This is a genomic window from Pseudomonas sp. Leaf129, from assembly GCF_001423465.1.
Taxonomy (GTDB): domain Bacteria; phylum Pseudomonadota; class Gammaproteobacteria; order Pseudomonadales; family Pseudomonadaceae; genus Aquipseudomonas; species Aquipseudomonas coleopterorum.
On the sequence record NZ_LMOC01000006.1, the window covers coordinates 534,837 to 557,075 of the forward strand.

A 22,239-nucleotide genomic window follows, 5' to 3' on the forward strand; every position below is an offset into this window, starting at 1 on the left:
CGTGGCGGTGCTGTACTGGACCCTGCGCAGCCTGCTCAGCCATTGGCGCCGGCATCCGGTTCAGGGCGTAGCACTGATCACCGGCCTGTGGTTGGCCACTGCGTTGTTCACCGGCGTGCTCGCGCTGAACAGCCAGGCGCGGCAGAGCTATGCACTGGCCAGCCAAATGATTGGGGGTCAGGCCCAGGCGAACATCCTGGCACGCGACGGCGCAGAGCTGGCGCAATCGACCTTCGTTGCACTGCGCCTGCAGGGTTGGCCGGTCTCGCCAGTGCTCGAAGGTCGGATCACCCTGCCCTCCCACCCGCAACTGCGCCTGCAGGTGGTGGGAATCGAACCCTTGACGTTGCCGGTGGGCAGTCCCGTGGCGGGCGCGGTGCCCAGTGTGGATGAGCTGAGCGCCTTCATCGGCGCACCCGGCCGAACCTGGGTGGCACCACAGACTTTGCGCGAACTGGGCGCAGAGGAAGGCGCGCGCCTGCAGACCAGCAACGGCAGCACGCTGCCTCCCTTGCAGACACGCGCCCAGGCGGCACCCGGGGTGTTGCTGATGGACATCGGTGCGGCCCAGACGGTCCTGCAGATGCCCGACCAGTTGAGCCGACTGCTGCTGCCCAGGACGTTCCAGCACGCTCTTCCCGAGGCTTACACCGAGCGCCTGCAGATCAACCGCAGCGACGCCGATGGCGACCTTGCCCGTTTGACCGACAGTTTCCACCTGAACCTGACCGCCCTGGGCCTGCTGGCCTTCGTGGTCGGTCTGTTCATCGTCCACGCCGCCATCGGCCTGGCGCTGGAGCAACGCCGCGCCCTGCTACGCACCCTGCGCGCCTGTGGCGTGAGCGCGGCCTTGCTGGTGCTGGCCCTGGTGCTGGAGCTGGGCCTGCTGGCGCTGCTCGGTGGCCTGGCCGGCATTGCCAGCGGCTACGGACTGGCCAGCTTGCTGCTGCCGGACGTCGCCGCCAGCCTGCGCGGTCTATATGGCGCAGAAGTCGCCGGGCAGTTGAACCTGAGTCCGTCGTGGTGGCTGGCAGGCCTGGCGCTGAGCCTGGGCGGCGTACTGCTGGCCGGTGCCGACAGCCTGTGGCGCGCTGCACGTCTGCCGCTGCTGTCTCTGTCGGGTGGCGAAGCCTGGCACCAGGCCCATCGCCAATGGCTGCGGCGTCAGGCCGTGGTGGCTGCGGCGGCAGCCGTATTGGCGCTGGCGTGTGCCGTGTTCGGCAACGGTCTGGCCAGTGGCTTCGTGCTGATGGGCAGCCTCTTGCTGGCGGCGGCACTGGCCCTGCCGGTCCTGCTCAGCACTGTCCTCGCCCTGCTTGCCCGGCGTCGTTGGGGCGTACTGGGACAATGGTTTCTTGCCGACTGCCGTCAGCAGTTGCCAGGCCTGAGCCTGGCGCTCATGGCATTGCTGTTGGCCTTGGCCGCCAACATTGGCGCCGCGAGCATGACCGAGGGTTTCCGCCAGACCTTCAGCGGCTGGCTGGAACAGCGCCTGAGCGCGGAGTTATACCTACGCCCGCAACACCCCGAGCAGGCTCAGGCGTTGCAGCAATGGTTGCAGCAACAGAATGAAGTGCGACAGGTGCTGCCGGGCTGGGAAATGCAGATCCGTCAGCAAGGCTGGCCAACCGAATTGGCGGCGGTGATCGATGCTCCTCTCTATCGCCAGCACTGGCCGCTGCTCGAACAGGCCGCCGGCAACCCGTGGGATCAATTGTTTTCCGGCGATAACCTGATGCTCAGCGAGCAACTGGCCCGCCGCCTGAATGGGGGCATCGGCGCGCGGCTCACACTGCCCGCCGCCCAGGGACAATGGAACCCGACGGTGGTAGGTATCTACGCCGACTACGGCAACCCCAAGGGGCATATCCTGGTCAGTGCCGAGCAGTTCCAGCGGCACTGGCCCGGCACCCCGCCCGCGCGCTTCGCGTTGCGCATGGCCGAGGCCGATACCGCCTCTCTGAAAGACAAGGTGCAACAAGCGTTCGGCCTGGACGACAGCCATGTGGTGGAGCAGCAACAACTCAAGCGCTGGGCCTCGCAGGTTTTCGAACGCACCTTCAGCGCCACCGCCGCGCTGAATGCGCTGACCCTGGGTGTGGCCGGGGTCGCCCTGTTCATTGGCTTGCTGACCCAGAGCCAGAGTCGCTTGGGCCAGCTCGCGCCGCTGTGGGCGATGGGTGTCGGCCGTCGCCAACTGATCCTGTTGAGTGTGGCGCAGACCTTGATCCTGGCCCTGCTGACCTTGCTGCTCGCCGTGCCGCTGGGCATTCTGCTCGCCTGGTGCCTGGTCGCGGTGATCAATGTGCAGGCCTTCGGCTGGCGCCTGCCGTTGCAAGTGTTTCCCTTGCAGATTCTGCAACTGTGCGGCTTGGCACTGATCGCCGCGATGCTGGCTTCGGCCTGGCCCATGCGGCGTCTGCAACGCAGCCAACCCACCGACCTGCTGCGAGTGATGGCCAGTGAACGCTAAGCTAATCCAAACCCTGTTGCTGGCTGTATTGCTCGCAGTGAGCGGGTGCGAACCGACGCCGCCGCCGGCCGGTTTCGCCGGTCTGGGCGGACAGGCTGGCGACTTCGCCCAGGTCAAACCGGGCAAGGTCTTCAGCTTTCCGGCCGATCATGGCGCCCACCCGGACTTCCGCATCGAATGGTGGTACCTGACCGCCAATCTCGAAGACGACCAGGGCCAGCGCTTCGGTGTGCAATGGACCCTGTTCCGCAGCGCCCTGGCGCCGGGCAGCACGGCGTCCGGCTGGAACAACCGCAATCTGTGGATCGGTCATGCCGGACTCACTTCGGCGACTGACCACTACAGCGCGCAGACCTTGGCCCGAGGCGGTATCGGCCAGGCAGGTGTAGAGGTCAAACCCTTCAACGCCTGGATCGACGACTGGCACCTGCGCAGCCAGCCAGGCGCTGCGGGCAGCCTTGCGGCCATGGACGTGCAGGCCCAAGGCCAGGGCTTCGCCTACCAATTGGCACTGACCAGCGAGCGTGCGCTGGTACTTCAGGGCGAGCAGGGCTACAGCCGCAAGTCCGATGCCGGGCAGGCTTCGTATTACTACAGCCAGCCATTTTTCAGCGCAGCCGGGCAGGTGCAGATCGAAGGCAAGCGCTATCAGGTCAAGGGCCGTGCCTGGCTCGACCGGGAATGGAGCAGCCAACCATTGGCCGCCGATCAGTCCGGCTGGGACTGGTTTTCCCTGCACCTGGACGACGGTCAGCAGTTGATGGTGTTTCGTCTGCGTGGCGCCGGCGAACAACATTTTCTCAGCGGCAACTGGATAGACGCGCAGGGCCATAGCACGCCGTTGGCACCTGGCAGCATCAGCCTGCGCCCACTGCAGGACACCCGTGTGGCCGGCAGGCAGGTGCCCACGCGCTGGGCCATCGACATCCCCAGCCATGCCTTGCATGTGGAAACCACGGCATTGAACCCCAAGGCCTGGATGGCGGTAGGCACGCCCTACTGGGAAGGCCCAGTGACCCTGACCGGGAGCCACGGCGGCGAAGGCTATCTGGAAATGACCGGATACTGATACACGCACGACTTTTTGTACAAATATCAAACCAACCGGCGTCGCAGCGGTCCTTGTACAAATACCTCAGGACGCTCCTTCAAGGCATGCCGACCCCCAGCGCTTTTGCCAAACACTGGTTCGCCAGCCGTCAATGGAAGCCGTTTCCTTTCCAGAAGGACGTCTGGGCCGCCGTCAAACGCGGCGAGTCGGGCATGCTTCACGCCAGCACTGGTGCCGGCAAGACCTACGCGGTCTGGTTCGCCGCCCTGCAACGTTTCGCCAAGGCCGGTCCTGTCATACCCAAGGGCAAACGCAAGCCCGTCATGGCACCGTTGACGGTGTTGTGGATCACCCCCATGCGCGCCCTGGCCGCCGACACCCTGCGCGCCCTGCAGGTACCGGTCGACGAATTGCAGATCGGCTGGAGCCTGGGCCTGCGCACCGGCGATACCAGCAGCAGCGACCGTGCCAAGCAAACCCGCCGACTGCCGTCGGCGCTGGTAACCACACCGGAAAGCCTGACGCTGCTGCTGGCCCGCGACAAGGCCTGCGAAGAGTTGAGCAGCGTTGCCATGGTTGTCGTCGATGAATGGCACGAACTGATCGGCAACAAGCGCGGGGTGCAGCTGCAACTGGCGCTGGCGCGGCTGCGGCAGTGGAATCCGCATCTCATCGTCTGGGGTATTTCTGCCACCTTGGGCAACCAGGCTCATGCGCAGGAAGTTCTGCTACCCGGTCAACCCAGCGTCAGCGTACAGGGAGCCCAGGCCAAGACCATCGAGGTCGACACCCTGTTGCCCACAGCCATCGAACGGTTTCCCTGGGGCGGTCACATGGGCTTGCGCATGCTCGATCAGGTGGTGGCCGAAATCGATCGCAGCAGCAGCTGCCTGGTGTTCACCAACACCCGCGCGCAGTCCGAAATCTGGTTCCAGGCGATCCTCGACGCCCGTCCGGATTGGGCGGGCATCATCGCCCTGCACCACAGTTCGTTGTCGCGTGAGGTGCGCGAGTGGGTCGAGCGCGCGCTCAAGGATGGCCAGCTCAAGGCGGTGGTGTGCACTTCGAGCCTGGACTTGGGGGTCGACTTCCTGCCGGTGGAACGGGTCCTGCAAATCGGGTCGGCCAAGGGCATTGCGCGCTTGATGCAACGGGCCGGCCGCTCCGGACATGCCCCGGGCCGTGCTTCGCGGGTCACCCTGGTACCGACCCACAGCATGGAACTGGTGGAAGCGGCGGCGGCCCATGATGCGGTCGCACAGCGGCGCATCGAGCCGCGCGAATCACCGGAAAAACCGCTGGATGTGCTGGTTCAGCATCTGGTCAGCATGGCCCTGGGCGGCGGCTTCCTGCCCGAACGACTGCTGGCCGAGGTGCGCACGACCTGGGCCTACCGCAACCTCAGCGATGACGAATGGCAATGGGCCCTGGCGTTCGTCCGTTACGGCGGCCACTCGTTGACGGCCTATCCGGACTACCGCCGAGTCGAGCCGGACGAGCACGGCCTGTGGCGCGTGCCCGACGCGCGCCTGGCCCGCCGTCACCGCATGGGCATCGGTACCATCGTCAGCGATGCCAGCCTGCAGCTCAAATACTGGAGCAAGGGCGGCGGCGGACGCTCCCTGGGCAGTGTCGAGGAAGGTTTCATCGCCCGCCTCAAGCCGGGCGATGGTTTCCTCTTCGCTGGTCGCCAACTGGAACTGGTGCGGGTCGAGGACATGACTGCCTACGTCAAGCGCAGCACCGCCAAGAAAGCTGCCGTGCCGCGCTGGAATGGCGGCCGCATGCCGCTGTCCGGCGAATTGGCCGACGCGCTGGTGGCGAAACTGGGCGCGGCGGCCCGTGGTGAGTACGACAGTCCCGAGATGCGCGCCGTACGCCCGCTGCTCGACGTACAGCAGCAATGGTCAGCGCTGCCCAGCGAAACCACGCTGCTGGCGGAAACCCTCAAGTCGCGCGAGGGCTGGCACCTGTTCCTCTACCCCTTCGGCGGTCGTCAGGTGCACCTGGGGCTGGGCAGTCTGCTGGCCTGGCGCCTGGCCCAACGCCAACCCCTGACCTTCTCCATTGCCGTGAACGACTACGGCCTGGAGCTGCTCAGCGCCACCGAAGTGGACTGGGCCACCCAACTCGACCCGGCGCTGCTCAGCGCCCAGGGTCTGTTGAGCGACGTGCTGGCCAGCCTCAACGCCGGCGAGTTGGCCCTGCGACGCTTCCGCGAGATTGCGCGGATCTCCGGGCTGGTCTTCGGCGGCTATCCCGGATCGCAAAAAAGTACCCGACAGGTGCAGGCCTCCAGCGGTCTGTTCTTCCAGGTATTCAAGCAATACGACGCCGGCAACCTGCTGCTGACCCAGGCCCAGGAAGAGGTCCTGAAACAGGAGCTCGAAGTTGAGCGACTGGAACACGTGCTGGAACAGATCGCCAGCCGTCGACTGGATCTGCACGCCGTCAAGCGCCCCACACCGCTGGGCTTTCCGCTGCTGGTGGAACGCTTCCGCGAAAGCCTGAGCTCGGAGAAGCTGGCCGATCGTATCCGCCGCATGGTCGGCGACCTGGAGAAAGCCGCAGGATGAGTGAGTATTGCAGCGTACAACTGGCGGGTGCCGAACTCTGGTTGCTGGCCGAAAAGGCCATCTACTGGCCTGAACGTGAAGTCCTGCTGATCGCCGACGCGCACTTTGGCAAAGCGGCCGCCTACCGCAAGTTGGGGCAACCCGTGCCTCACGGCACCACCGCCAGCAATCTGCAGGTGATCGATCGGATCATGGGCAGATACCCGACCCGGCACCTGATCTTTCTGGGTGATTTTCTGCACGGTCCGGGATCGCACTCGGCAGGAACGCTGGGCGCGCTGGCTGCCTGGCGTGCGGAAGTCGCAGATCTGCGCATCACATTGATTCGAGGCAACCACGACAAGCGCGCAGGCGACCCGCCGCCCGAGCTGCATTTCGACGTGGTGACGGAACCGTTGGAAATGGGCCCATTCGCACTGCAACACGAACCGGACGCGCATCCGGCGCTGCACGTGCTGGCCGGTCACATACACCCTGTGTATCGGCTGCATGGGCGGGGCCGACAGAGTCTGCGGCTGCCGTGTTACCTGCTGGGCGGCAAGGTCAGCCTGCTACCGGCCTTCGGCGCGTTCACCGGCGGATTCAACATGAACAACGACGCCGACCAGCGTGTGTACGTGGTCGGCGACGGTGGCGTCTGGCAGGTCGCTTGAGCGATCAGGCCACAGGCGCGGGCGGAGGCTCGTCGGGGATGGTCGGACTGCCGGGTTCGGTCGGCTGCGGGGTATCAGGATCGGGTTGGCCGGGTACTCCACCGGCCATGTGGCCGTAAGAGTCGGCCAGAAGCGACCAGGCAAGTATGCCAATCTGGTTGGGTTGCAGCTGAGCCAGTTGAGCACTGATAGTCGGGTCGATTTTCATAGACACTCCTGAGCGATGGCCCGGCCTGCGGTAAGCAAGCCGGGGAGTTCACTCATATGGAGTGGGAAATGGGCAACTAGTTCGCCCACTGCCGGTTTCAGGTACGCGGCAGGGTGACGCCGCGCTGACCTTGATACTTGCCACCGCGGTCCTTGTAGGAGACTTCGCACTCCTCATCGGACTCCAGGAACAGCATCTGCGCCACCCCTTCATTCGCATAGATCTTGGCCGGCAACGTCGTGGTGTTGGAGAACTCCAGAGTCACGTGCCCTTCCCATTCCGGCTCCAGCGGCGTGACGTTGACGATGATGCCGCAACGCGCGTAAGTGCTCTTGCCCAGGCAGATGGTCAGCACGTTGCGCGGGATGCGGAAGTACTCGACGGTGCGCGCCAGGGCAAAGGAGTTCGGCGGAATGATGCAGACGTCGCTCTTGATGTCGACGAAGCTCTTCTCGTCGAAATTCTTGGGGTCGACGGTGGCCGAATTGATGTTGGTGAACACCTTGAATTCGTCGGCGCAGCGCACGTCGTAGCCGTAGCTGGACACCCCGAAGGAAATCACGCGATCGGCGCCCTCGCCGCGCACCTGGCGTTCGACGTAGGGTTCGATCATGCCGTGTTCTTGCGCCATGCGGCGAATCCACTTGTCCGATTTGATGCTCATGGCGGGTGTCCTGAATAGCGAGGTGAATAGAATCCGAGCGGCATCTTACCGGGCCTCGCGCCAGGGTTCAAAGACTGCCTCGCCCAATGCCCGTCCAACCTGCCACAGGTCGACGCGAGGCCGCCGATCAACATTTGCAAGAAACCCTCAAAAGACCATTGGCACGTTCCCGAAAAAGGGTTAAGGTGGCGTCACTGTGTTGCTTGTGTCACTGAGAATCTCTACCCGATGTCCAACATCTTCATGAATTTTCCTGCTCTTTGCACTCAGTCTCGGCCAGGGCTCTTCCCGAACCGCAGTTAACTTTGTCCAAGGAGATACACCATGTCCAATCGCCAAACCGGTACCGTCAAGTGGTTCAACGATGAAAAAGGCTTCGGCTTCATCACTCCACAATCCGGTGACGACCTGTTCGTACACTTCAAAGCCATCCAGGCTGACGGCTTCAAAAGCCTGAAAGAAGGCCAGCAGGTCTCTTTCATCGCTACCCGCGGTCAGAAAGGCATGCAAGCTGAAGAAGTTCAAGTTGTCTAACTTGAGCTGAACAGCTTCTAAAAGACCCCGCCCTCACCGGCGGGGTTTTTTTATGCCCGCGATTCGTGGGCTTTGCCCAAAAGCGGCGAGTGCACCCAGTGCACCCACCGCCCATTCGACGGTAATCAGTCGTCAGTCATGGTGATGCTGGGCATCGCCGGTGCATCGGCTTCCTGCAGGACGATCCGCGCGCCGACATGCCGGGCCAGTTCCTGATAGACCATGGCAATCTGGCTTTCCGGCTCGGCCGCTGCGGTCGGTTTGCCGCCGTCGGCCTGCTCGCGAATCAGCATCGACAGTGGCAACGACGCCAGCAGCTCGACCCCGTATTGCGACGCAAGCTTCTCGCCTCCGCCTTCGCCGAACAGGTGCTCGGCATGGCCGCAGTTGGAGCAGATGTGCACGGCCATGTTCTCGACCACGCCGAGCACCGGGATGTGCACCTTGCGGAACATCTCCACACCCTTGCGAGCATCCAGCAAGGCCAGATCCTGAGGCGTGGTGACGATCACCGCACCCGCCACCGGAACCTTCTGCGCCAGGGTCAGCTGGATGTCGCCGGTGCCGGGCGGCATATCGATGACCAGGTAATCCAGGTCGTCCCAGGCGGTCTGGGTGACCAGTTGCAACAGCGCCCCGGAGACCATCGGACCACGCCAGACCATGGGCGTGTTGTCATCGGTGAGGAAGGCCATCGACATCACTTCCACGCCATGGGCCTGGATGGGCACGAACCATTTCTGATCCTTGACCTTGGGCCGTGTGCCCTCGGCGATGCCGAACATCACGCCCTGGCTGGGGCCATAGATGTCGGCGTCGAGAATCCCCACCCGGGCGCCTTCGCGGGCCAGGGCCAGGGCCAGGTTGGCCGCGGTGGTCGACTTGCCGACCCCGCCCTTGCCCGAGGCCACGGCCACCACGTTCTTGACGTTGGCCAGGCCGGGAATCTGCGCCTGCGCCTTGTGCGCCTGGACCACGCAATCGATCTGCACGCGGGCACGGTCGACGCCGGCGATGTTTTCGACGGCGGTCTGCAACACCTGGGCCCAGCCGTTCTTGAACAGGCCGGCGGCGTACCCCAGTTGCAGGCGCACCTGCACCTGCCCGCCGTCGATATCGATGGCCTGCACACAACCGGCGCTGACCGGATCCTGGTTCAGGTAAGGGTCGGTGTACTGGCGAAGGACGGCTTCCACCGCTGCGCGATTCACGGTGCTCATGGCTACTCCCGATCAAAGACTGAGCAAAACAGGCGGCTATCCTAACGCGTCTGCCCAGGCACCGGCAGATTGGATTTGCGCGCGCGCCGGCAGGCCGTCCACGGCATCGGCGCCCGGCGCCCAGATTATTCAGCATACCTTTGGCCCTGCGCCCCCCAATCCGTTAGAATCAGCGCCTTTTCAAAAGCGGGAGACAGGCAGCATGGCGCAGCAGTATCAACCGGGGCAACGCTGGATCAGCGACAGCGAAGCGGAACTCGGCCTGGGCACCGTCCTGGCCCAGGACGGTCGCTTGCTCACCGTGCTCTACCCGGCCACCGGCGAAACCCGCCAGTACGCATTGCGCAATGCCCCATTGACGCGCGTGCGCTTTTCCCCAGGCGACGTGATCACCCACTTCGAAGGTTGGAAACTGACCGTACGCGAAGTCGACGACGCCGACGGCCTGCTGGTTTACCACGGCCTGAATGCGCAGAACGAGCAATGCACGCTGCCTGAAACCCAGCTGTCCAACTTCATCCAGTTCCGCCTGGCCAGCGACCGCCTGTTCGCTGGGCAGATCGATCCACTGCCGTGGTTCTCGCTGCGCTACAACACGCTGGAACACACCAGCAAGCAGTTGCAGTCCTCGCTCTGGGGCCTGGGCGGCGTGCGTGCGCAACCCATCGCGCACCAGTTGCACATCGCCCGCGAAGTGGCCGACCGGATCGCCCCGCGCGTACTGCTGGCCGACGAAGTGGGCCTGGGCAAGACCATCGAAGCCGGCCTGGTGATTCACCGCCAGCTGCTGTCTGGCCGCGCCAGCCGCGTGCTGATCCTGGTGCCGGAAAACCTCCAGCACCAATGGCTGGTGGAGATGCGTCGACGCTTCAACCTGCAGGTGGCGCTGTTCGATGCCGAGCGCTTCATCGAAAGCGATGCCAGCAACCCGTTCGAAGATGCACAACTGGCGCTGGTCTCGCTGGAATGGCTGACCGAAGACGAGAAGGCCCAGGATGCGCTGTTCGCCGCCGGCTGGGACCTGCTGGTGGTCGACGAGGCGCACCACCTGGTGTGGCACGAGGAAAAGGCCAGCCCGCAGTATTCGCTGGTCGAGCAGTTGGCCGAGGTCATTCCCGGGGTGCTGCTGCTCACCGCTACCCCCGAGCAATTGGGCCAGGACAGTCATTTCGCCCGTCTGCGCCTGCTCGATCCGAACCGTTTCCATGACCTGGCCGCCTTCCGCGCCGAAAGCGAGAACTACCGCCCGGTCGCCGAGGCCGTGCAGGAGCTGCTGGACAAGGGTCGCCTGTCGACCACCGCGCAACAGACCATCCACGGCCTGCTTGGCGCCGATGGCGACACCCTGGTCGCGGCGGTCAATGCCGGCGACGAGGAAGCCGGGCCGCGCCTGATCCGTGAACTGCTCGATCGCCACGGCACCGGGCGCGTGCTGTTCCGCAACACCCGTGCGGCGGTGCAGGGCTTTCCGGAGCGCAAGCTGCACCCCTACCCGCTGCCGAGCCCGGACCAATACCTGGAACTGCCGCTGGGCGAACACGCCGACCTGTACCCGGAAGTCAGCTTCCAGGCCCAGGCCCAGGCCGAGGACGCTGAAGCCGAGCGCTGGTGGCGTTTCGATCCACGGGTCGAATGGCTGATCGACACCCTCAAGATGCTCAAGCGCACCAAGGTGCTGGTCATCTGCGCCCATGCCGAAACCGCGATGGACCTGGAAGACGCCCTGCGCGTGCGCTCCGGCACTCTGGCCACGGTCTTCCACGAAGGCATGAGCATCCTGGAACGTGACCGTGCGGCGGCCTACTTCGCCGACGAGGAATTCGGCGCACAGGTCCTGATCTGCTCGGAAATCGGCAGCGAGGGGCGCAACTTCCAGTTCGCCCACCACCTGGTGCTGTTCGACCTGCCTGCGCACCCCGACCTGCTGGAGCAGCGCATCGGTCGTCTCGACCGGATTGGTCAGAAGCACATCATCGAGCTGCACGTGCCGTACCTGGAAAACAGCCCGCAGGAGCGTCTGTTCCAGTGGTACCACGGTGCGCTCAATGCCTTCCTCAACACCTGCCCGACCGGCAACGCGCTGCAGCATCAATTCGGTCCGCGTTTGCTGCCAATGCTGGAAAACGCCGACGACGGTGAATGGCAAGCGTTGATCGACGAAGCCCGCGGCTGTCGCGAAGCGCTGGAAAGCGAGCTGCACACCGGGCGTGACCGGCTGCTGGAGCTCAACTCCGGCGGCGACGGCGAGGGACAGGCCCTGGTGGCCGCGATCGAGGAGCAGGACGACCAATTCGCCCTGCCGATCTACATGGAAACCCTCTTCGACGCCTTCGGCATCGACAGCGAGGACCATTCCGACAACGCGCTCATCCTGCGCCCCAGCGAAAAGATGCTGGATGCCAGCTTCCCGCTGGGCGACGACGAAGGCGTGACCATCACCTACGACCGCGAGCAGGCGCTGTCGCGTGAAGACATGCAGTTCATCACTTGGGAACACCCCATGGTGCAGGGCGGCATGGACCTGGTGCTGGCGGGTTCCATGGGCAACACCGCGGTGGCGCTGATCAAGAACAAGGCGCTCAAGCCTGGCACCGTGCTGCTGGAGTTGCTCTACGTGAGCGAAGTGGTGGCACCGCGCTCGTTGCAGTTGGGCCGTTACCTGCCGCCGGCTGCCCTGCGCTGCCTGCTCGACACCAACGGCAACGACCTGGCGTCGCGCGTGTCGTTCGAAACCCTCAACGACCAGCTCGAAAGCGTGCCCAAGGCCAGCGCCAACAAGTTCATCCAGGCCCAGCGCGATGTGCTGGCACCGCGTATCACTGCCGGCGAAAGCAAGATCGCGCCGCGTCATGCCGAACGCGTGGCCCAGGCACAACATCGTCTGGCCGCCGAGACGGATGAAGAACTGGCCCGACTGACCGCTCTGCAGGCGGTCAATCCAACCGTGCGTGACAGTGAACTGGTCGCCCTGCGAAAGCAGCGTGAGGAAGGCCTGGCGATGCTCGAGAAGGCCGCCCTGCGCCTGGAAGCGATCCGGGTTCTGGTGGCAGGCTGATTCATCACTTGCCTCGCAGGCCCAAGCCTGCGGGGCAAGGCGTTACGGTTTCACCCCACCTGTTACTGAGCGTGTCGCTCGCTCACTCTTACGCCCTGCGCTTGTCTCGCCATCGGACGCAGCGCTGAACAGCCCCCGCCAATAATGATTTAGTACTGCACCAATGCGGTGCAGCTTTTACTGCGACGCCCTTTCCTGGATCACCACCCAGGGCGAAACCACCACCGCCCATAGCGTCGGATCGCGCTCGCAGAAATCCAGAGCCCGCGGCGCAGACAGCTTCTCGACCTGCCCATCGGCCAGCCATTGAGCTACCAAGGCGTGCGCGTCTTCAGCCAACGCTTGCGCCACCGTGATCAGATCCAGCGCAGGATCGACCCACAACAGGGCACCCTTGGCGAAAAAGGGTTGCAGCGCCTGCCATTCGATAATTGCAGTCTCGCCCAGCAGCTTGGCATAGAGGGTGCTAGCGTTTTCAGTCATGGGTTCTACCGTCAGGAAAAAAATCGGCGCCATGATAGCCGTCCGAATCACCTGGAAAAACCCGGTTGCAATATACAGCTTCGAGTTTTGCCCTTGTAATCGGGGCGTTCTGGCGCTGTCACCCGCCGAAATGTACTCGAATCTGTAACTTTATGTCGATTTAGCGACAACCGATCGATTTCGCTGCAAACGCCAGCTTTCCAACGGATAAAGCGGCGCTCTACACTGTACCGGTACAGTTGTCGGGTGCAGATTCGGATGTCGTCTGCCATGTCTCGCCGAGGGGGTAAAGCGGTGAGGATGGCCAAGATTCGGTCCGTCGCCTGTTCGGCCAGGACTATAAAAAATACAACGCAAAAAGGGAGCACTAATGAATAAGCAGATTTCCAAACTGTTTGCCGCTCTGGTTCTGGCCGGCGTCGCCAGCCACTCGATGGCGGCCGACACCATCAAGATCGGTATCGCCGGTCCCAAGACCGGTCCGGTCGCCGAATACGGCGTGATGCAGTTCAACGGCGCGAAGATGGCCATCGAGCAGATCAACGCCAAGGGCGGCGTCGACGGCAAGAAACTCGAAGCGGTCGAATACGACGATGCCTGCGATCCGAAGCAAGCCGTTGCGGTCGCCAACAAGGTGGTCAACGACGGCGTCAAGTTCGTCGTCGGTCACCTGTGCTCCAGCTCCGCCCAGCCTGCCTCCGACGTCTACGAAGACGAAGGCATCATCATGGTCACCCCGGCGGCCACCAGCCCCGAGCTCACCGCGCGTGGCTACAAGCTGGTCTTCCGTACCATCGGCCTGGACAGCGCCCAGGGCCCTGCCGCCGGCAACTACATCGCCGATGTGGTCAAGCCCAAGACCGTGGCCGTGATCCACGACAAGCAGCAGTACGGCGAAGGCATTGCCAGCGCGGTCAAGACCACCCTGGAAGGCAAAGGCGTCAAGGTCGCCGTGTTCGAAGGCATCAATGCCGGCGACAAGGACTTCTCCTCGCTGATCGCCAAGCTCAAGCAGGCCAATGTCGACTTCGTCTACTACGGCGGCTACCACCCGGAACTGGGCCAGATTCTGCGCCAGTCCAAGGAAAAAGGCCTGAACGCCAAGTTCATGGGCCCTGAAGGCGTGGGCAACGACTCGATTTCGCAGATCGCCGGCGAAGCCTCCGAAGGCCTGTTGGTCACCCTGCCCAAATCCTTCGACAAGGACCCGACCAACGTCGCTCTGACCAAGGCCTTCCAGGACAAGAAACAGGATCCTAGCGGTCCGTTCGTCTACCCGTCCTACTCGGCCGTGCAAGTGATTGCCGACGGCATCACCGCCGCCAAGAGCGAAGACACCGACAAGGTGGCTGCGGCCATTCACGCCGGTACCTTCAAGACGCCAATGGGTGAGCTGAGCTACGACACCAAGGGCGACCTGAAGAACTTCCAGTTCGTGGTCTACGAGTGGCACTTCGGCAAGCCGAAGACCGAAGCCGCCCAGTAAGCCTGGCAACACCCCCACAAAGCCCACTGCACCGCAGTGGGCTTTGTTTTACGAGTGACGGGTACAGCCGGTGCAATCCACCGTCTGGCCCCCTGAAAATCTTGAAACCGTGACCAGCGGTTCACCTGCCCTGCCCGGCAACACTGCGCCAAGGAGAGCGCTCGGACACGGCTGGAGAAATGCGAACAGGTTTTTAGGAGCGCGGTAAATGCCTGAACTATTCCACTACATGCAGCAGTTGGTGAATGGCCTGACCATCGGCAGCACCTATGCATTGATCGCCATCGGCTACACGATGGTGTACGGCATCATCGGCATGATCAACTTCGCCCATGGCGAGGTGTACATGATCGGTTCGTATGTCACTTTCATTGTCCTGGCAGGCCTGGCCATGCTGGGCATCCACAGTCTTCCGATCCTGATGATCGCCGGCTTCGCCGCCGCCATCCTGGTCACCAGCGCCTATGGCTACAGCATCGAACGGGTCGCCTATCGGCCGCTGCGCAACAGCAACCGGTTGATCCCGCTGATCTCGGCGATCGGCATGTCGATCTTCCTGCAGAACTCGGTGCAGCTGTCCCAGGGCTCGGGCAACTTCGCCATCCCCAACCTGCTTCCCGGCAGCCTGACCTTCGGCCCTGGCGGCGCCGAGGAAGTGCAGATTTCCTACATGCAGATCCTGGTGTTCATGGTGACGCTCGCCGCGATGTACGGCCTGACCCTGTTCATTTCCCGCTCGCGCATGGGCCGCGCCTGTCGCGCCTGCGCCGAGGACATGAAGATGGCCAACCTGCTGGGCATCAATACCAACGCGATCATCGCCCTGACCTTCGTCATCGGCGCGGCCCTGGCGGCCGTCGCAGCGGTGCTGCTGAGCATGCAGTACGGCGTGATCAACCCCAGCGCCGGCTTCCTGGTCGGGCTCAAGGCCTTTACCGCTGCTGTTCTGGGCGGCATCGGCAGCATTCCAGGTGCCATGCTCGGCGGCCTGGTTCTGGGCGTGGCCGAAGCCTTCGGCGCGGATATCTTCGGTGACCAGTACAAGGACGTCGTTTCGTTCGGCCTGCTGGTCCTGGTTCTATTGTTCCGGCCGACCGGCATCCTGGGCCGTCCGGAGGTTGAGAAAGTATGAGCAAGTCTCTTCGATCCGCGCTCTTCAGCGCGGCACTGGTGTGGGCCGTGGCCTACCCGGTACTGGGCCTGAAACTGGCCTTCTCCGGTGTCACCCTGGTTGTGCAGAACGCCAGCACCGGCACGCTGCTGACCATTGCCGGCTGCTCGGTGCTGATGTTCCTGCGGGTGCTGTTCGCCGAACGCATCGGCGGCCTGCGCCGCGATTCGAGCCGCCCGTTGATACCGGCCAAGGCCTCGAACTTCCTGACCCTGCCCAGCACTCAGCGCTGGGCCATCCTGGCCCTGGTGGTGCTGGCCTTCATCTGGCCGTTCTTCGGTTCACGCGGCGCGGTCGACATCGCGACTCTGATCCTGATCTACGTCATGCTCGGCCTGGGGCTGAACATCGTGGTCGGTCTGGCGGGCCTGCTCGACCTGGGCTACGTCGGCTTCTACGCCGTCGGCGCCTACGGCTACGCCCTGCTGTCGCACTATTTCGGCCTGAGCTTCTGGGAATGCCTGCCGCTGGCAGGCCTGCTGGCGGCCACCTTCGGCTTCCTGCTGGGCTTCCCGGTGCTGCGTCTGCGCGGTGACTACCTGGCTATCGTCACGTTGGGCTTCGGCGAAATCATCCGGATCTTCCTGCGCAACCTCACCGACATCACCGGAGGCCCGAACGGCATCAGCAACATCGAGAAACCGACGTTGCTCGGCCTGACGTTCGAACGCCGCGCCGCCGAAGGCAGCCAGACCTTCCACCAGTTCTTCGGTCTGGAATACAGCCCGATCAGCAAGGTCATCTTCCTCTATCTGATCGCCCTGCTGATGGCCCTGGCCGCGCTGTTCGTCATCAATCGCCTGTTGCGCATGCCCATTGGCCGCGCGTGGGAAGCCTTGCGCGAAGACGAGATCGCCTGCCGCGCGCTGGGCCTGAACCCGACCGTGATCAAGCTTTCCGCGTTCACCCTGGGCGCAGCCTTTGCAGGCTTTGCCGGCAGCTTCTTCGCCGCGCGCCAAGGCCTGGTTACCCCTGAGTCGTTCACCTTCATCGAGTCTGCGATCATTCTCGCCATCGTCGTGTTGGGTGGCATGGGTTCGCAGCTGGGGGTGATCCTCGCCGCCATCGTGATGATCCTGCTGCCCGAGTTGATGCGTGAGTTCAGCGACTACCGCATGTTGATGTTCGGCGCCCTGATGGTGCTGATGATGATCTGGCGTCCGCAAGGCTTGCTTCCGATGCAGCGTCCCCACCTGGAGCTGCGCAAATGAGCCAGAACATTCTGCAAGTCACTGACCTGAGCATGCGCTTCGGCGGCCTGCTGGCGGTCAACGGTGTGGCCCTGAGCGTGAAGGAAAAGCAGGTGGTGGCCCTGATCGGCCCCAACGGCGCAGGCAAGACCACGGTGTTCAACTGCCTGACCGGTTTCTACAAGCCCAGCGGCGGAACCATCTTGCTCGATGGCCAGCCGATCCAGGGTCTGCCAGGCCATCAGATCGCCCGCAAGGGCGTGGTGCGCACCTTCCAGAACGTACGCCTGTTCAAGGAAATGACCGCGCTGGAGAATCTGCTGATCGCCCAGCATCGGCACTTGAACACCAACTTCTTCGCCGGTCTGTTCAAGACGCCGAACTTTCGCAAGAGCGAAAGGGACGCCATGGAGTACGCCGAATACTGGCTGGAAAAGGTCAACCTCAAGGAGTTCGCCAACCGCACTGCGGGCACGCTCGCCTATGGCCAGCAACGCCGCCTGGAAATCGCTCGCTGCATGATGACGCGACCGCGCATGCTGATGCTCGACGAACCTGCGGCCGGCCTCAACCCGCGTGAAACCGATGACCTGAAGGCGCTGATCGGCGTTCTGCGTGAAGAACACAACGCCACCGTGCTGTTGATCGAGCATGACATGAAGCTGGTGATGAGCATTTCCGACCACATCGTCGTGATCAACCAGGGCACCCCCCTGGCCGATGGCACGCCCGAACAGATCCGTGACAATCCTGAAGTCATCAAAGCCTATCTGGGGGAAGCGTAAATGCTGCAGTTCGAAAACGTTTCCACCTTCTACGGCAAGATCCAGGCGCTGCACGGGGTCAACGTGGAGGTCCGCCAGGGCGAGATCGTCACGCTGATCGGCGCCAACGGCGCGGGCAAGTCGACCCTGCTGATGACCCTCTGCGGCGCGCCAAGGGCGCACTCGGGGAGCATTCGCTACATGGGCGAAGAGCTGGTGGGCAAGGAATCGGCGGAAATCATGCGCAAGAGCATTGCCGTGGTGCCCGAGGGCCGACGGGTGTTCGCGCGCCTGACCGTCGAGGAAAACCTGGCCATGGGCGGGTTCTTCACCGACAAGGGTGATTACCAGGAACAGATGGACAAGGTCCTGGCGTTGTTCCCGCGGCTCAAGGAGCGCTTCAGCCAGCGCGGCGGCACGATGTCCGGCGGTGAACAGCAGATGCTTGCCATCGGTCGCGCGCTGATGAGCAAACCCAAGCTGCTGCTGCTCGACGAACCCTCGCTGGGCCTGGCGCCGATCATCATCCAGCAGATCTTCGACATCATCGAACAGCTGCGCCGCGACGGCGTGACCGTGTTTCTGGTGGAGCAGAACGCCAACCAGGCCCTGAAGATCGCCGACCGCGCCTATGTGCTGGAAAACGGCCGAGTGGTCATGCAGGGCAGCGGCGAAGCCCTGCTTACCGATCCAAAGGTGCGCGAGGCCTATCTGGGCGGTTGAGTGGGCCGCCAGGCTCATACATGGGAGTTGCCGCTCCGCTACCCGTAGGAGCGGTCTGCGGCCGCGAAGCCATCACCGCGGCTCGACTGACAGACCGCGGTAGGGCCTTCGCGGCCGCGGACCGCTCCTACGGTAGACCGTGAAATGGAGTGAGCGGCGTAGCCCAATCCCCATGAACACGCTTTTCACGCCCCCTGTGCTACCGTGCCCTCCATTGTTCAGGAGACCCACGATGCACCTGCCCCGCTCCCTTGCCATGCTCGTCCTGCTGCCGCTGCTCGCCAGTTGCCAATCCTTCTTCAACCGCGCACCTGACGCGCCCTCCACCGCCGGTCTGACGCGCATGCAAGGCGCGCTGCAAGGTGACAACGGCCGGCTGTTCTTCCAGCCCTGCGGCGATCCGCGCCGCTACGCGGTCATCGACAGCAACGATACCGGCGTGCTGCAGGAAGCTTCGCAGCTGGCGGGCAATCGCCCTGTGGTCTACGCCGACCTGCGCGGGCGTTTCGATGCCAGCACCAATGGCGGCACCGATGGCCAGTTGCGCCTGCATCAACTGTATCGACTCGATCGCTCGCTGGCCGCGTGCAAGGACCCGGACTTCAAACTGTCCAGCCTGAGCGCCGGTGGCGAGTCCCCGCGCTGGCAGGTCAGGGTCACGGGCCAGGGCATGGTCGTGGACCGTGAAGGTCAGCCCCCCTTCGCGTTGCCCTATGTCGAAGAACAGGTCGGCGGCGGTCGCTTCAACCTGTCCACCGAAGCCAACAACCAGCGCATCGAACTGTGGGTGGCTCCCCAGCGCTGTGTGGATTCGCGCAACAACGGTGTGCAGTTCCTCTCCGCCGAACTGCGCGTGAACGGCGAGGTACAGCGTGGCTGCGCCACCTTCGGCGGAGCGCGCAACCAGTAACCCGCACCGTCCGGCGTTTTTTACCTGACGTCGGGCGGCGCATCGCGTTTATAATGCCGGGTTCTGTTATGCCCCCGGGGCGCGCCCGGATTTTTGGACCTGTCATGCTACGAATCACCGAACTCAAGTTGCCCCTGGACCACTCCGACGACGCCCTGCGCCCTGCCATCGTGCACCGCCTGGGCATCGCCGACGCCGACCTGCTGGACTTCACCCTGTTCAAGCGCAGCTACGATGCGCGCAAGAAGAACAGCGAACTGCAGTTCATCTACACCATCGATCTGCAGGTGAACGGCGAAGCCGACGTGCTCGAGCGCTTCGTCGATGACCACAACGTCAACGTGGCTCCGGATGTCAGCTACAAGGTCGTGGGGCATGCACCGCAGGACTATGCCCAGCGCCCCCTGGTGGTAGGTTTCGGACCTTGCGGCATCTTTGCCGCCCTGCTGCTGGCCCAGATGGGCTTCAAGCCCATCGTGCTCGAGCGTGGCAAGGAGGTGCGTCAGCGCACCAAGGACACCTGGGGCCTGTGGCGCAAGAACGTGCTCAACGCCGAATCCAACGTGCAGTTCGGCGAGGGTGGCGCCGGTACCTTCTCCGACGGCAAGCTCTACAGCCAGATCAAGGACCCGTACCACCACGGGCGCAAGGTGCTGCACGAGTTCGTCAAGGCCGGCGCGCCCGAGGAAATCCTCTACGTCAGCAAGCCGCACATCGGGACGTTCCGCCTGACCGGCATGGTCGAGAACATGCGCCAGCAGATCATCGCCCTGGGCGGCGAGATCCGTTTCGAGCAAAAGGTCACCGATCTTTTGATCGATGGCGAGCGTCTGCAGGGTGTAGTCCTGGAAAGCGGCGAGCAGCTGCATTCCAATCACGTGATCATGGCCCTGGGGCACAGCGCCCGCGACACCTTCCGCATGCTGCACGCGCGCAACGTGTTCATGGAAGCCAAGCCTTTTTCCATCGGTTTCCGTATCGAGCATCCGCAAGGCATCATCGACCGGGCGCGGCTGGGCAAATACGCCGGGCATCCGAAGCTGGGCGCGGCTGACTACAAGCTGGTGCACCACGCCAAGAATGGCCGGTCGGTCTACAGCTTCTGCATGTGCCCTGGCGGTACCGTGGTGGCGGCGACGTCGGAACCGGGTCGCGTGGTCACCAACGGCATGAGCCAGTACTCGCGCAACGAGCGTAATGCCAACTCCGGCATCGTCGTCGGCATCACACCCGAGCAGGATTATCCAGGCGGCCCGCTGGCCGGGATCGAGCTGCAGGAGCAGCTCGAATCCACTGCGTATCTGCTGGGCGGCAGCAACTACCAGGCGCCCGCACAGCTGCTGGGCGACTTCGTGGCCGGCAAGCCGTCCACCGCACTGGGCAGCGTCGAGCCTTCCTACAAGCCCGGCGTCACTTTGGGCGACCTGGCGCTGTCGTTGCCAGACTTCGCCATCGAAGCGATCCGCGAAGCGCTGCCGGCCTTCGAGCGCCAGATCAGAGGCTTCTCGATGCACGACGCCGTACTGACCGGTATCGAGACCCGTACGTCCTCGCCGCTGCGCATCACCCGCGGCGTCGACTACCAGAGCCTCAATCTCAAAGGCCTGTTTCCAGCCGGTGAAGGCGCAGGCTATGCCGGCGGGATTCTCTCCGCAGGTGTCGATGGTGTACGCATCGCCGAAGCCGTGGCCCGCGACATCCTTGGCCTGCAGCCGACCTAGGTGGCCGATTCGCAAGCATGAAAAAACCGGCCGAGGCCGGTTTTTTCATGACAGGGTTCGCTTAGTGAGCGACGCGGCTGGTGCCGTCTACCGTCATGATGCGGACACGTTCACCAACGCGGAAAATCTCGTTCTCCTGCACGGCCTGAACGTAGGCACGCATGCTGCCGTCATCCTCGCGCACGGTGATTTCCACGCCTTGGGTACGGGTGAAACCTTCCTCGGTCGCCGAACCCAACAGGCCACCGGCCACGGCGCCGATCACGGCCGCGACGATGCTGCCACGGCCACCGCCTACCGCGCTGCCGGCAACACCACCGACCACCGCGCCAGCACCGCCGCCGATTGGCGTCTTGGTGCCTTCGATCTTGACCGGACGCAGCGACTCGATGGTGCCCATGCGCACGGTTTGCACGCGGCGCGCTTCATCGCGCGAATAGGAGTCGCCCGACAGATTGGAGGCGCATCCGCCCAGCAACAGGGACATCGTGGTGAAGCAGGCAACTAACAGAACTGACTTGCGCATTTTGGCAGGACTCCATGGGACATGTGCTCATTAGACGCCGCAGAGCAACGGCTGTCACGACACGGTCTATAAAAATTTAAGTCATGTTGGCGTCAGACGGGGCTGATGCAGGCCAGGAAGCTCGACCGGCCACTGAACGTCTGGACAACGTTCAGTGGCAAAAGGTCAGAGCAGGGTCAGGGCGCCAGGCGTTCGCGGATCCACGAACCGGCGTCGAGGCGGTAGTTCAGGCGGTCGTGCAAGCGACTGGGTCGCCCCTGCCAGAACTCGATCCGATCAGGAACCAGGCGGTAGCCGCCCCAGTGCGCCGGGCACTGCGGTTCGGTACCGCTGAAACGCTGCTCTGTCGCTTCAAGCAACGCTTCCAGTTCGCCACGATCGGCAATGACTTGGCTCTGCGGCGACGCCCAGGCACCCAGGCGACTGCCCAGTGGGCGGACCTGGTAATAGGCGTCGGACTCGGCCGCACTCACCTTGCTCACCCTCCCCTCGATGCGGACCTGCCGCTCGAGGGTCGGCCAGAAGAAAGTCATGGCCGCAAACGGCCGTTCCGCCAGCTGCTGGCCCTTGGCGCTGTCGTAGTTGCTGAAGAAGGTAAAACCCTGTTCATCCAGGCCCTTGAGCAGCAACACGCGGCAGTGCGGACGACCGTCGGCATCGACGGTCGCCAGCGTCATCGCGTTGGCTTCCACCGGCGCCTGTTCGGTGTTGACCGCATCGCCGAACCACTGGCGAAACAGGCTGAACGGCTCGGACGGCGCCTGGGCCTCGTCCAGGCCATCGCGGGTGTAGCTACGGCGCATATCGGCCAGGGCTTGCGTCATGGCATCG

At 63.7% G+C, this 22,239-nt stretch carries 19 protein-coding genes; 13 read left to right on the forward strand and 6 right to left on the reverse strand.

Annotated elements, in window-relative coordinates; genetic code table 11:
- Position 1: 1 nt before the first annotated feature.
- The 4 genes from ASF66_RS10480 to pdeM all read left to right on the forward strand — a co-directional run bounded on the left by ASF66_RS10480 (position 2) and on the right by pdeM (position 6,753).
- The gene (locus ASF66_RS10480) at positions 2-2,473 is read left to right on the forward strand and encodes an ABC transporter permease (protein ID WP_056843797.1); all 2,472 of its coding nucleotides are present in this window, start codon (positions 2-4) and stop codon (positions 2,471-2,473) included.
- Positions 2,463-3,542 carry a lipocalin-like domain-containing protein gene (locus ASF66_RS10485; protein WP_056843798.1) on the forward strand — a complete coding sequence of 360 codons (1,080 nt, stop codon included), beginning with the start codon at positions 2,463-2,465 and terminating at the stop codon, positions 3,540-3,542. Before ASF66_RS10480 ends, ASF66_RS10485 begins: the two co-directional genes overlap by 11 nt.
- An 86-nt stretch (positions 3,543-3,628) precedes the next feature.
- On the forward strand, positions 3,629-6,100 hold the full coding sequence (locus ASF66_RS10490) for a ligase-associated DNA damage response DEXH box helicase (protein WP_056843799.1): 2,472 nt from the start codon (positions 3,629-3,631) through the stop codon (positions 6,098-6,100).
- Positions 6,097-6,753: a ligase-associated DNA damage response endonuclease PdeM gene (pdeM, locus tag ASF66_RS10495; protein WP_056843800.1), complete on the forward strand. Its 657-nt coding sequence runs from the start codon at positions 6,097-6,099 to the stop codon at positions 6,751-6,753. The genes ASF66_RS10490 and pdeM overlap by 4 nt, the downstream gene beginning before the upstream one ends.
- 4 nt (positions 6,754-6,757) lie before the next feature.
- Here the strand turns inward: pdeM and ASF66_RS10500 are convergent, their stop codons facing one another.
- Together ASF66_RS10500 and dcd are read right to left on the reverse strand one after the other, a co-directional pair.
- Positions 6,758-6,961 carry a hypothetical protein gene (locus ASF66_RS10500; protein ID WP_049862190.1) on the reverse strand — a complete coding sequence of 68 codons (204 nt, stop codon included), beginning with the start codon at positions 6,959-6,961 and terminating at the stop codon, positions 6,758-6,760.
- Between the two features lie 97 nt (positions 6,962-7,058).
- A complete protein-coding gene (dcd, locus tag ASF66_RS10505; RefSeq protein WP_043185284.1) occupies positions 7,059-7,625 on the reverse strand; it encodes a dCTP deaminase in 567 nt (188 codons plus the stop codon).
- Positions 7,626-7,949: 324 nt separating this feature from the next.
- Here dcd and ASF66_RS10510 point away from each other — a divergent pair, with 324 nt between their 5' ends.
- Positions 7,950-8,159 carry a cold-shock protein gene (locus tag ASF66_RS10510; protein WP_049862192.1) on the forward strand — a complete coding sequence of 70 codons (210 nt, stop codon included), beginning with the start codon at positions 7,950-7,952 and terminating at the stop codon, positions 8,157-8,159.
- Positions 8,160-8,284: 125 nt separating this feature from the next.
- Here the strand turns inward: ASF66_RS10510 and apbC are convergent, their stop codons facing one another.
- A complete protein-coding gene (gene apbC, locus ASF66_RS10515) occupies positions 8,285-9,379 on the reverse strand; it encodes an iron-sulfur cluster carrier protein ApbC (protein ID WP_056843801.1) in 1,095 nt (364 codons plus the stop codon).
- A 202-nt stretch (positions 9,380-9,581) separates the two neighbouring features.
- Here apbC and rapA point away from each other — a divergent pair, with 202 nt between their 5' ends.
- Positions 9,582-12,434, forward strand: coding sequence for an RNA polymerase-associated protein RapA (gene rapA / locus ASF66_RS10520; RefSeq protein WP_056843802.1), 2,853 nt, complete (start codon positions 9,582-9,584; stop codon positions 12,432-12,434).
- Positions 12,435-12,611: 177 nt separating this feature from the next.
- Here rapA and ASF66_RS10525 read toward each other — a convergent pair whose 3' ends face one another.
- Positions 12,612-12,917, reverse strand: a complete 306-nt coding sequence (locus ASF66_RS10525; RefSeq protein ID WP_049862369.1) for a DUF2288 domain-containing protein — start codon at positions 12,915-12,917, stop codon at positions 12,612-12,614.
- 370 nt (positions 12,918-13,287) lie between these two features.
- Here ASF66_RS10525 and ASF66_RS10530 point away from each other — a divergent pair, with 370 nt between their 5' ends.
- From ASF66_RS10530 to ASF66_RS10560, 7 genes are all read left to right on the forward strand, one after another.
- Positions 13,288-14,403 (forward strand): branched-chain amino acid ABC transporter substrate-binding protein, encoded by a 1,116-nt coding sequence (locus ASF66_RS10530; RefSeq protein WP_056843803.1) that lies wholly within the window; start codon positions 13,288-13,290, stop codon positions 14,401-14,403.
- A gap of 208 nt (positions 14,404-14,611) precedes the next feature.
- Positions 14,612-15,535 carry a high-affinity branched-chain amino acid ABC transporter permease LivH gene (gene livH, locus ASF66_RS10535; RefSeq protein WP_049862196.1) on the forward strand — a complete coding sequence of 308 codons (924 nt, stop codon included), beginning with the start codon at positions 14,612-14,614 and terminating at the stop codon, positions 15,533-15,535.
- Positions 15,532-16,785 carry a high-affinity branched-chain amino acid ABC transporter permease LivM gene (locus ASF66_RS10540; protein ID WP_056843804.1) on the forward strand — a complete coding sequence of 418 codons (1,254 nt, stop codon included), beginning with the start codon at positions 15,532-15,534 and terminating at the stop codon, positions 16,783-16,785. Before livH ends, ASF66_RS10540 begins: the two co-directional genes overlap by 4 nt.
- Positions 16,782-17,549: a high-affinity branched-chain amino acid ABC transporter ATP-binding protein LivG gene (gene livG / locus ASF66_RS10545; RefSeq protein WP_056843805.1), complete on the forward strand. Its 768-nt coding sequence runs from the start codon at positions 16,782-16,784 to the stop codon at positions 17,547-17,549. Before ASF66_RS10540 ends, livG begins: the two co-directional genes overlap by 4 nt.
- Positions 17,550-18,251, forward strand: a complete 702-nt coding sequence (locus ASF66_RS10550) for an ABC transporter ATP-binding protein (protein WP_049862199.1) — start codon at positions 17,550-17,552, stop codon at positions 18,249-18,251.
- Between the two features lie 232 nt (positions 18,252-18,483).
- The gene (locus ASF66_RS10555; protein WP_056843806.1) at positions 18,484-19,161 is read left to right on the forward strand and encodes a hypothetical protein; all 678 of its coding nucleotides are present in this window, start codon (positions 18,484-18,486) and stop codon (positions 19,159-19,161) included.
- A 104-nt stretch (positions 19,162-19,265) separates the two neighbouring features.
- Entirely contained in the window at positions 19,266-20,882 is a 1,617-nt protein-coding gene (locus ASF66_RS10560; RefSeq protein ID WP_056843807.1) for an NAD(P)/FAD-dependent oxidoreductase, read from the forward strand.
- 61 nt (positions 20,883-20,943) lie between these two features.
- Here the strand turns inward: ASF66_RS10560 and ASF66_RS10565 are convergent, their stop codons facing one another.
- Both ASF66_RS10565 and pdxH read right to left on the reverse strand, forming a co-directional pair.
- Positions 20,944-21,408, reverse strand: a complete 465-nt coding sequence (locus ASF66_RS10565; protein ID WP_049862202.1) for a glycine zipper 2TM domain-containing protein — start codon at positions 21,406-21,408, stop codon at positions 20,944-20,946.
- A 176-nt stretch (positions 21,409-21,584) separates the two neighbouring features.
- Positions 21,585-22,232 carry a pyridoxamine 5'-phosphate oxidase gene (gene pdxH / locus ASF66_RS10570; RefSeq protein WP_056843808.1) on the reverse strand — a complete coding sequence of 216 codons (648 nt, stop codon included), beginning with the start codon at positions 22,230-22,232 and terminating at the stop codon, positions 21,585-21,587.
- Between the last annotated feature and the right edge of the window lie 7 nt (positions 22,233-22,239).

What these genes read in the sequence shown, in the direction of transcription:
- ASF66_RS10490 (WP_056843799.1), top strand. Translation starts at nt 3,629, where the DNA reads ATGCCGACCCCCAGCGCTTTTGCCAAACACTGGTTCGCCAGCCGTCAA.
- pdeM (WP_056843800.1), top strand. Translation starts at nt 6,097, where the DNA reads ATGAGTGAGTATTGCAGCGTACAACTGGCGGGTGCCGAACTCTGGTTG.
- ASF66_RS10500 (WP_049862190.1), bottom strand. Translation starts at nt 6,961, where the DNA reads ATGAAAATCGACCCGACTATCAGTGCTCAACTGGCTCAGCTGCAACCC.
- dcd (WP_043185284.1), bottom strand. Translation starts at nt 7,625, where the DNA reads ATGAGCATCAAATCGGACAAGTGGATTCGCCGCATGGCGCAAGAACAC.
- ASF66_RS10510 (WP_049862192.1), top strand. Translation starts at nt 7,950, where the DNA reads ATGTCCAATCGCCAAACCGGTACCGTCAAGTGGTTCAACGATGAAAAA.
- apbC (WP_056843801.1), bottom strand. Translation starts at nt 9,379, where the DNA reads ATGAGCACCGTGAATCGCGCAGCGGTGGAAGCCGTCCTTCGCCAGTAC.
- rapA (WP_056843802.1), top strand. Translation starts at nt 9,582, where the DNA reads ATGGCGCAGCAGTATCAACCGGGGCAACGCTGGATCAGCGACAGCGAA.
- ASF66_RS10525 (WP_049862369.1), bottom strand. Translation starts at nt 12,917, where the DNA reads ATGACTGAAAACGCTAGCACCCTCTATGCCAAGCTGCTGGGCGAGACT.
- ASF66_RS10530 (WP_056843803.1), top strand. Translation starts at nt 13,288, where the DNA reads ATGAATAAGCAGATTTCCAAACTGTTTGCCGCTCTGGTTCTGGCCGGC.
- livH (WP_049862196.1), top strand. Translation starts at nt 14,612, where the DNA reads ATGCCTGAACTATTCCACTACATGCAGCAGTTGGTGAATGGCCTGACC.
- ASF66_RS10540 (WP_056843804.1), top strand. Translation starts at nt 15,532, where the DNA reads ATGAGCAAGTCTCTTCGATCCGCGCTCTTCAGCGCGGCACTGGTGTGG.
- livG (WP_056843805.1), top strand. Translation starts at nt 16,782, where the DNA reads ATGAGCCAGAACATTCTGCAAGTCACTGACCTGAGCATGCGCTTCGGC.
- ASF66_RS10550 (WP_049862199.1), top strand. Translation starts at nt 17,550, where the DNA reads ATGCTGCAGTTCGAAAACGTTTCCACCTTCTACGGCAAGATCCAGGCG.
- ASF66_RS10555 (WP_056843806.1), top strand. Translation starts at nt 18,484, where the DNA reads ATGCACCTGCCCCGCTCCCTTGCCATGCTCGTCCTGCTGCCGCTGCTC.
- ASF66_RS10560 (WP_056843807.1), top strand. Translation starts at nt 19,266, where the DNA reads ATGCTACGAATCACCGAACTCAAGTTGCCCCTGGACCACTCCGACGAC.
- ASF66_RS10565 (WP_049862202.1), bottom strand. Translation starts at nt 21,408, where the DNA reads ATGCGCAAGTCAGTTCTGTTAGTTGCCTGCTTCACCACGATGTCCCTG.
- pdxH (WP_056843808.1), bottom strand. Translation starts at nt 22,232, where the DNA reads ATGACGCAAGCCCTGGCCGATATGCGCCGTAGCTACACCCGCGATGGC.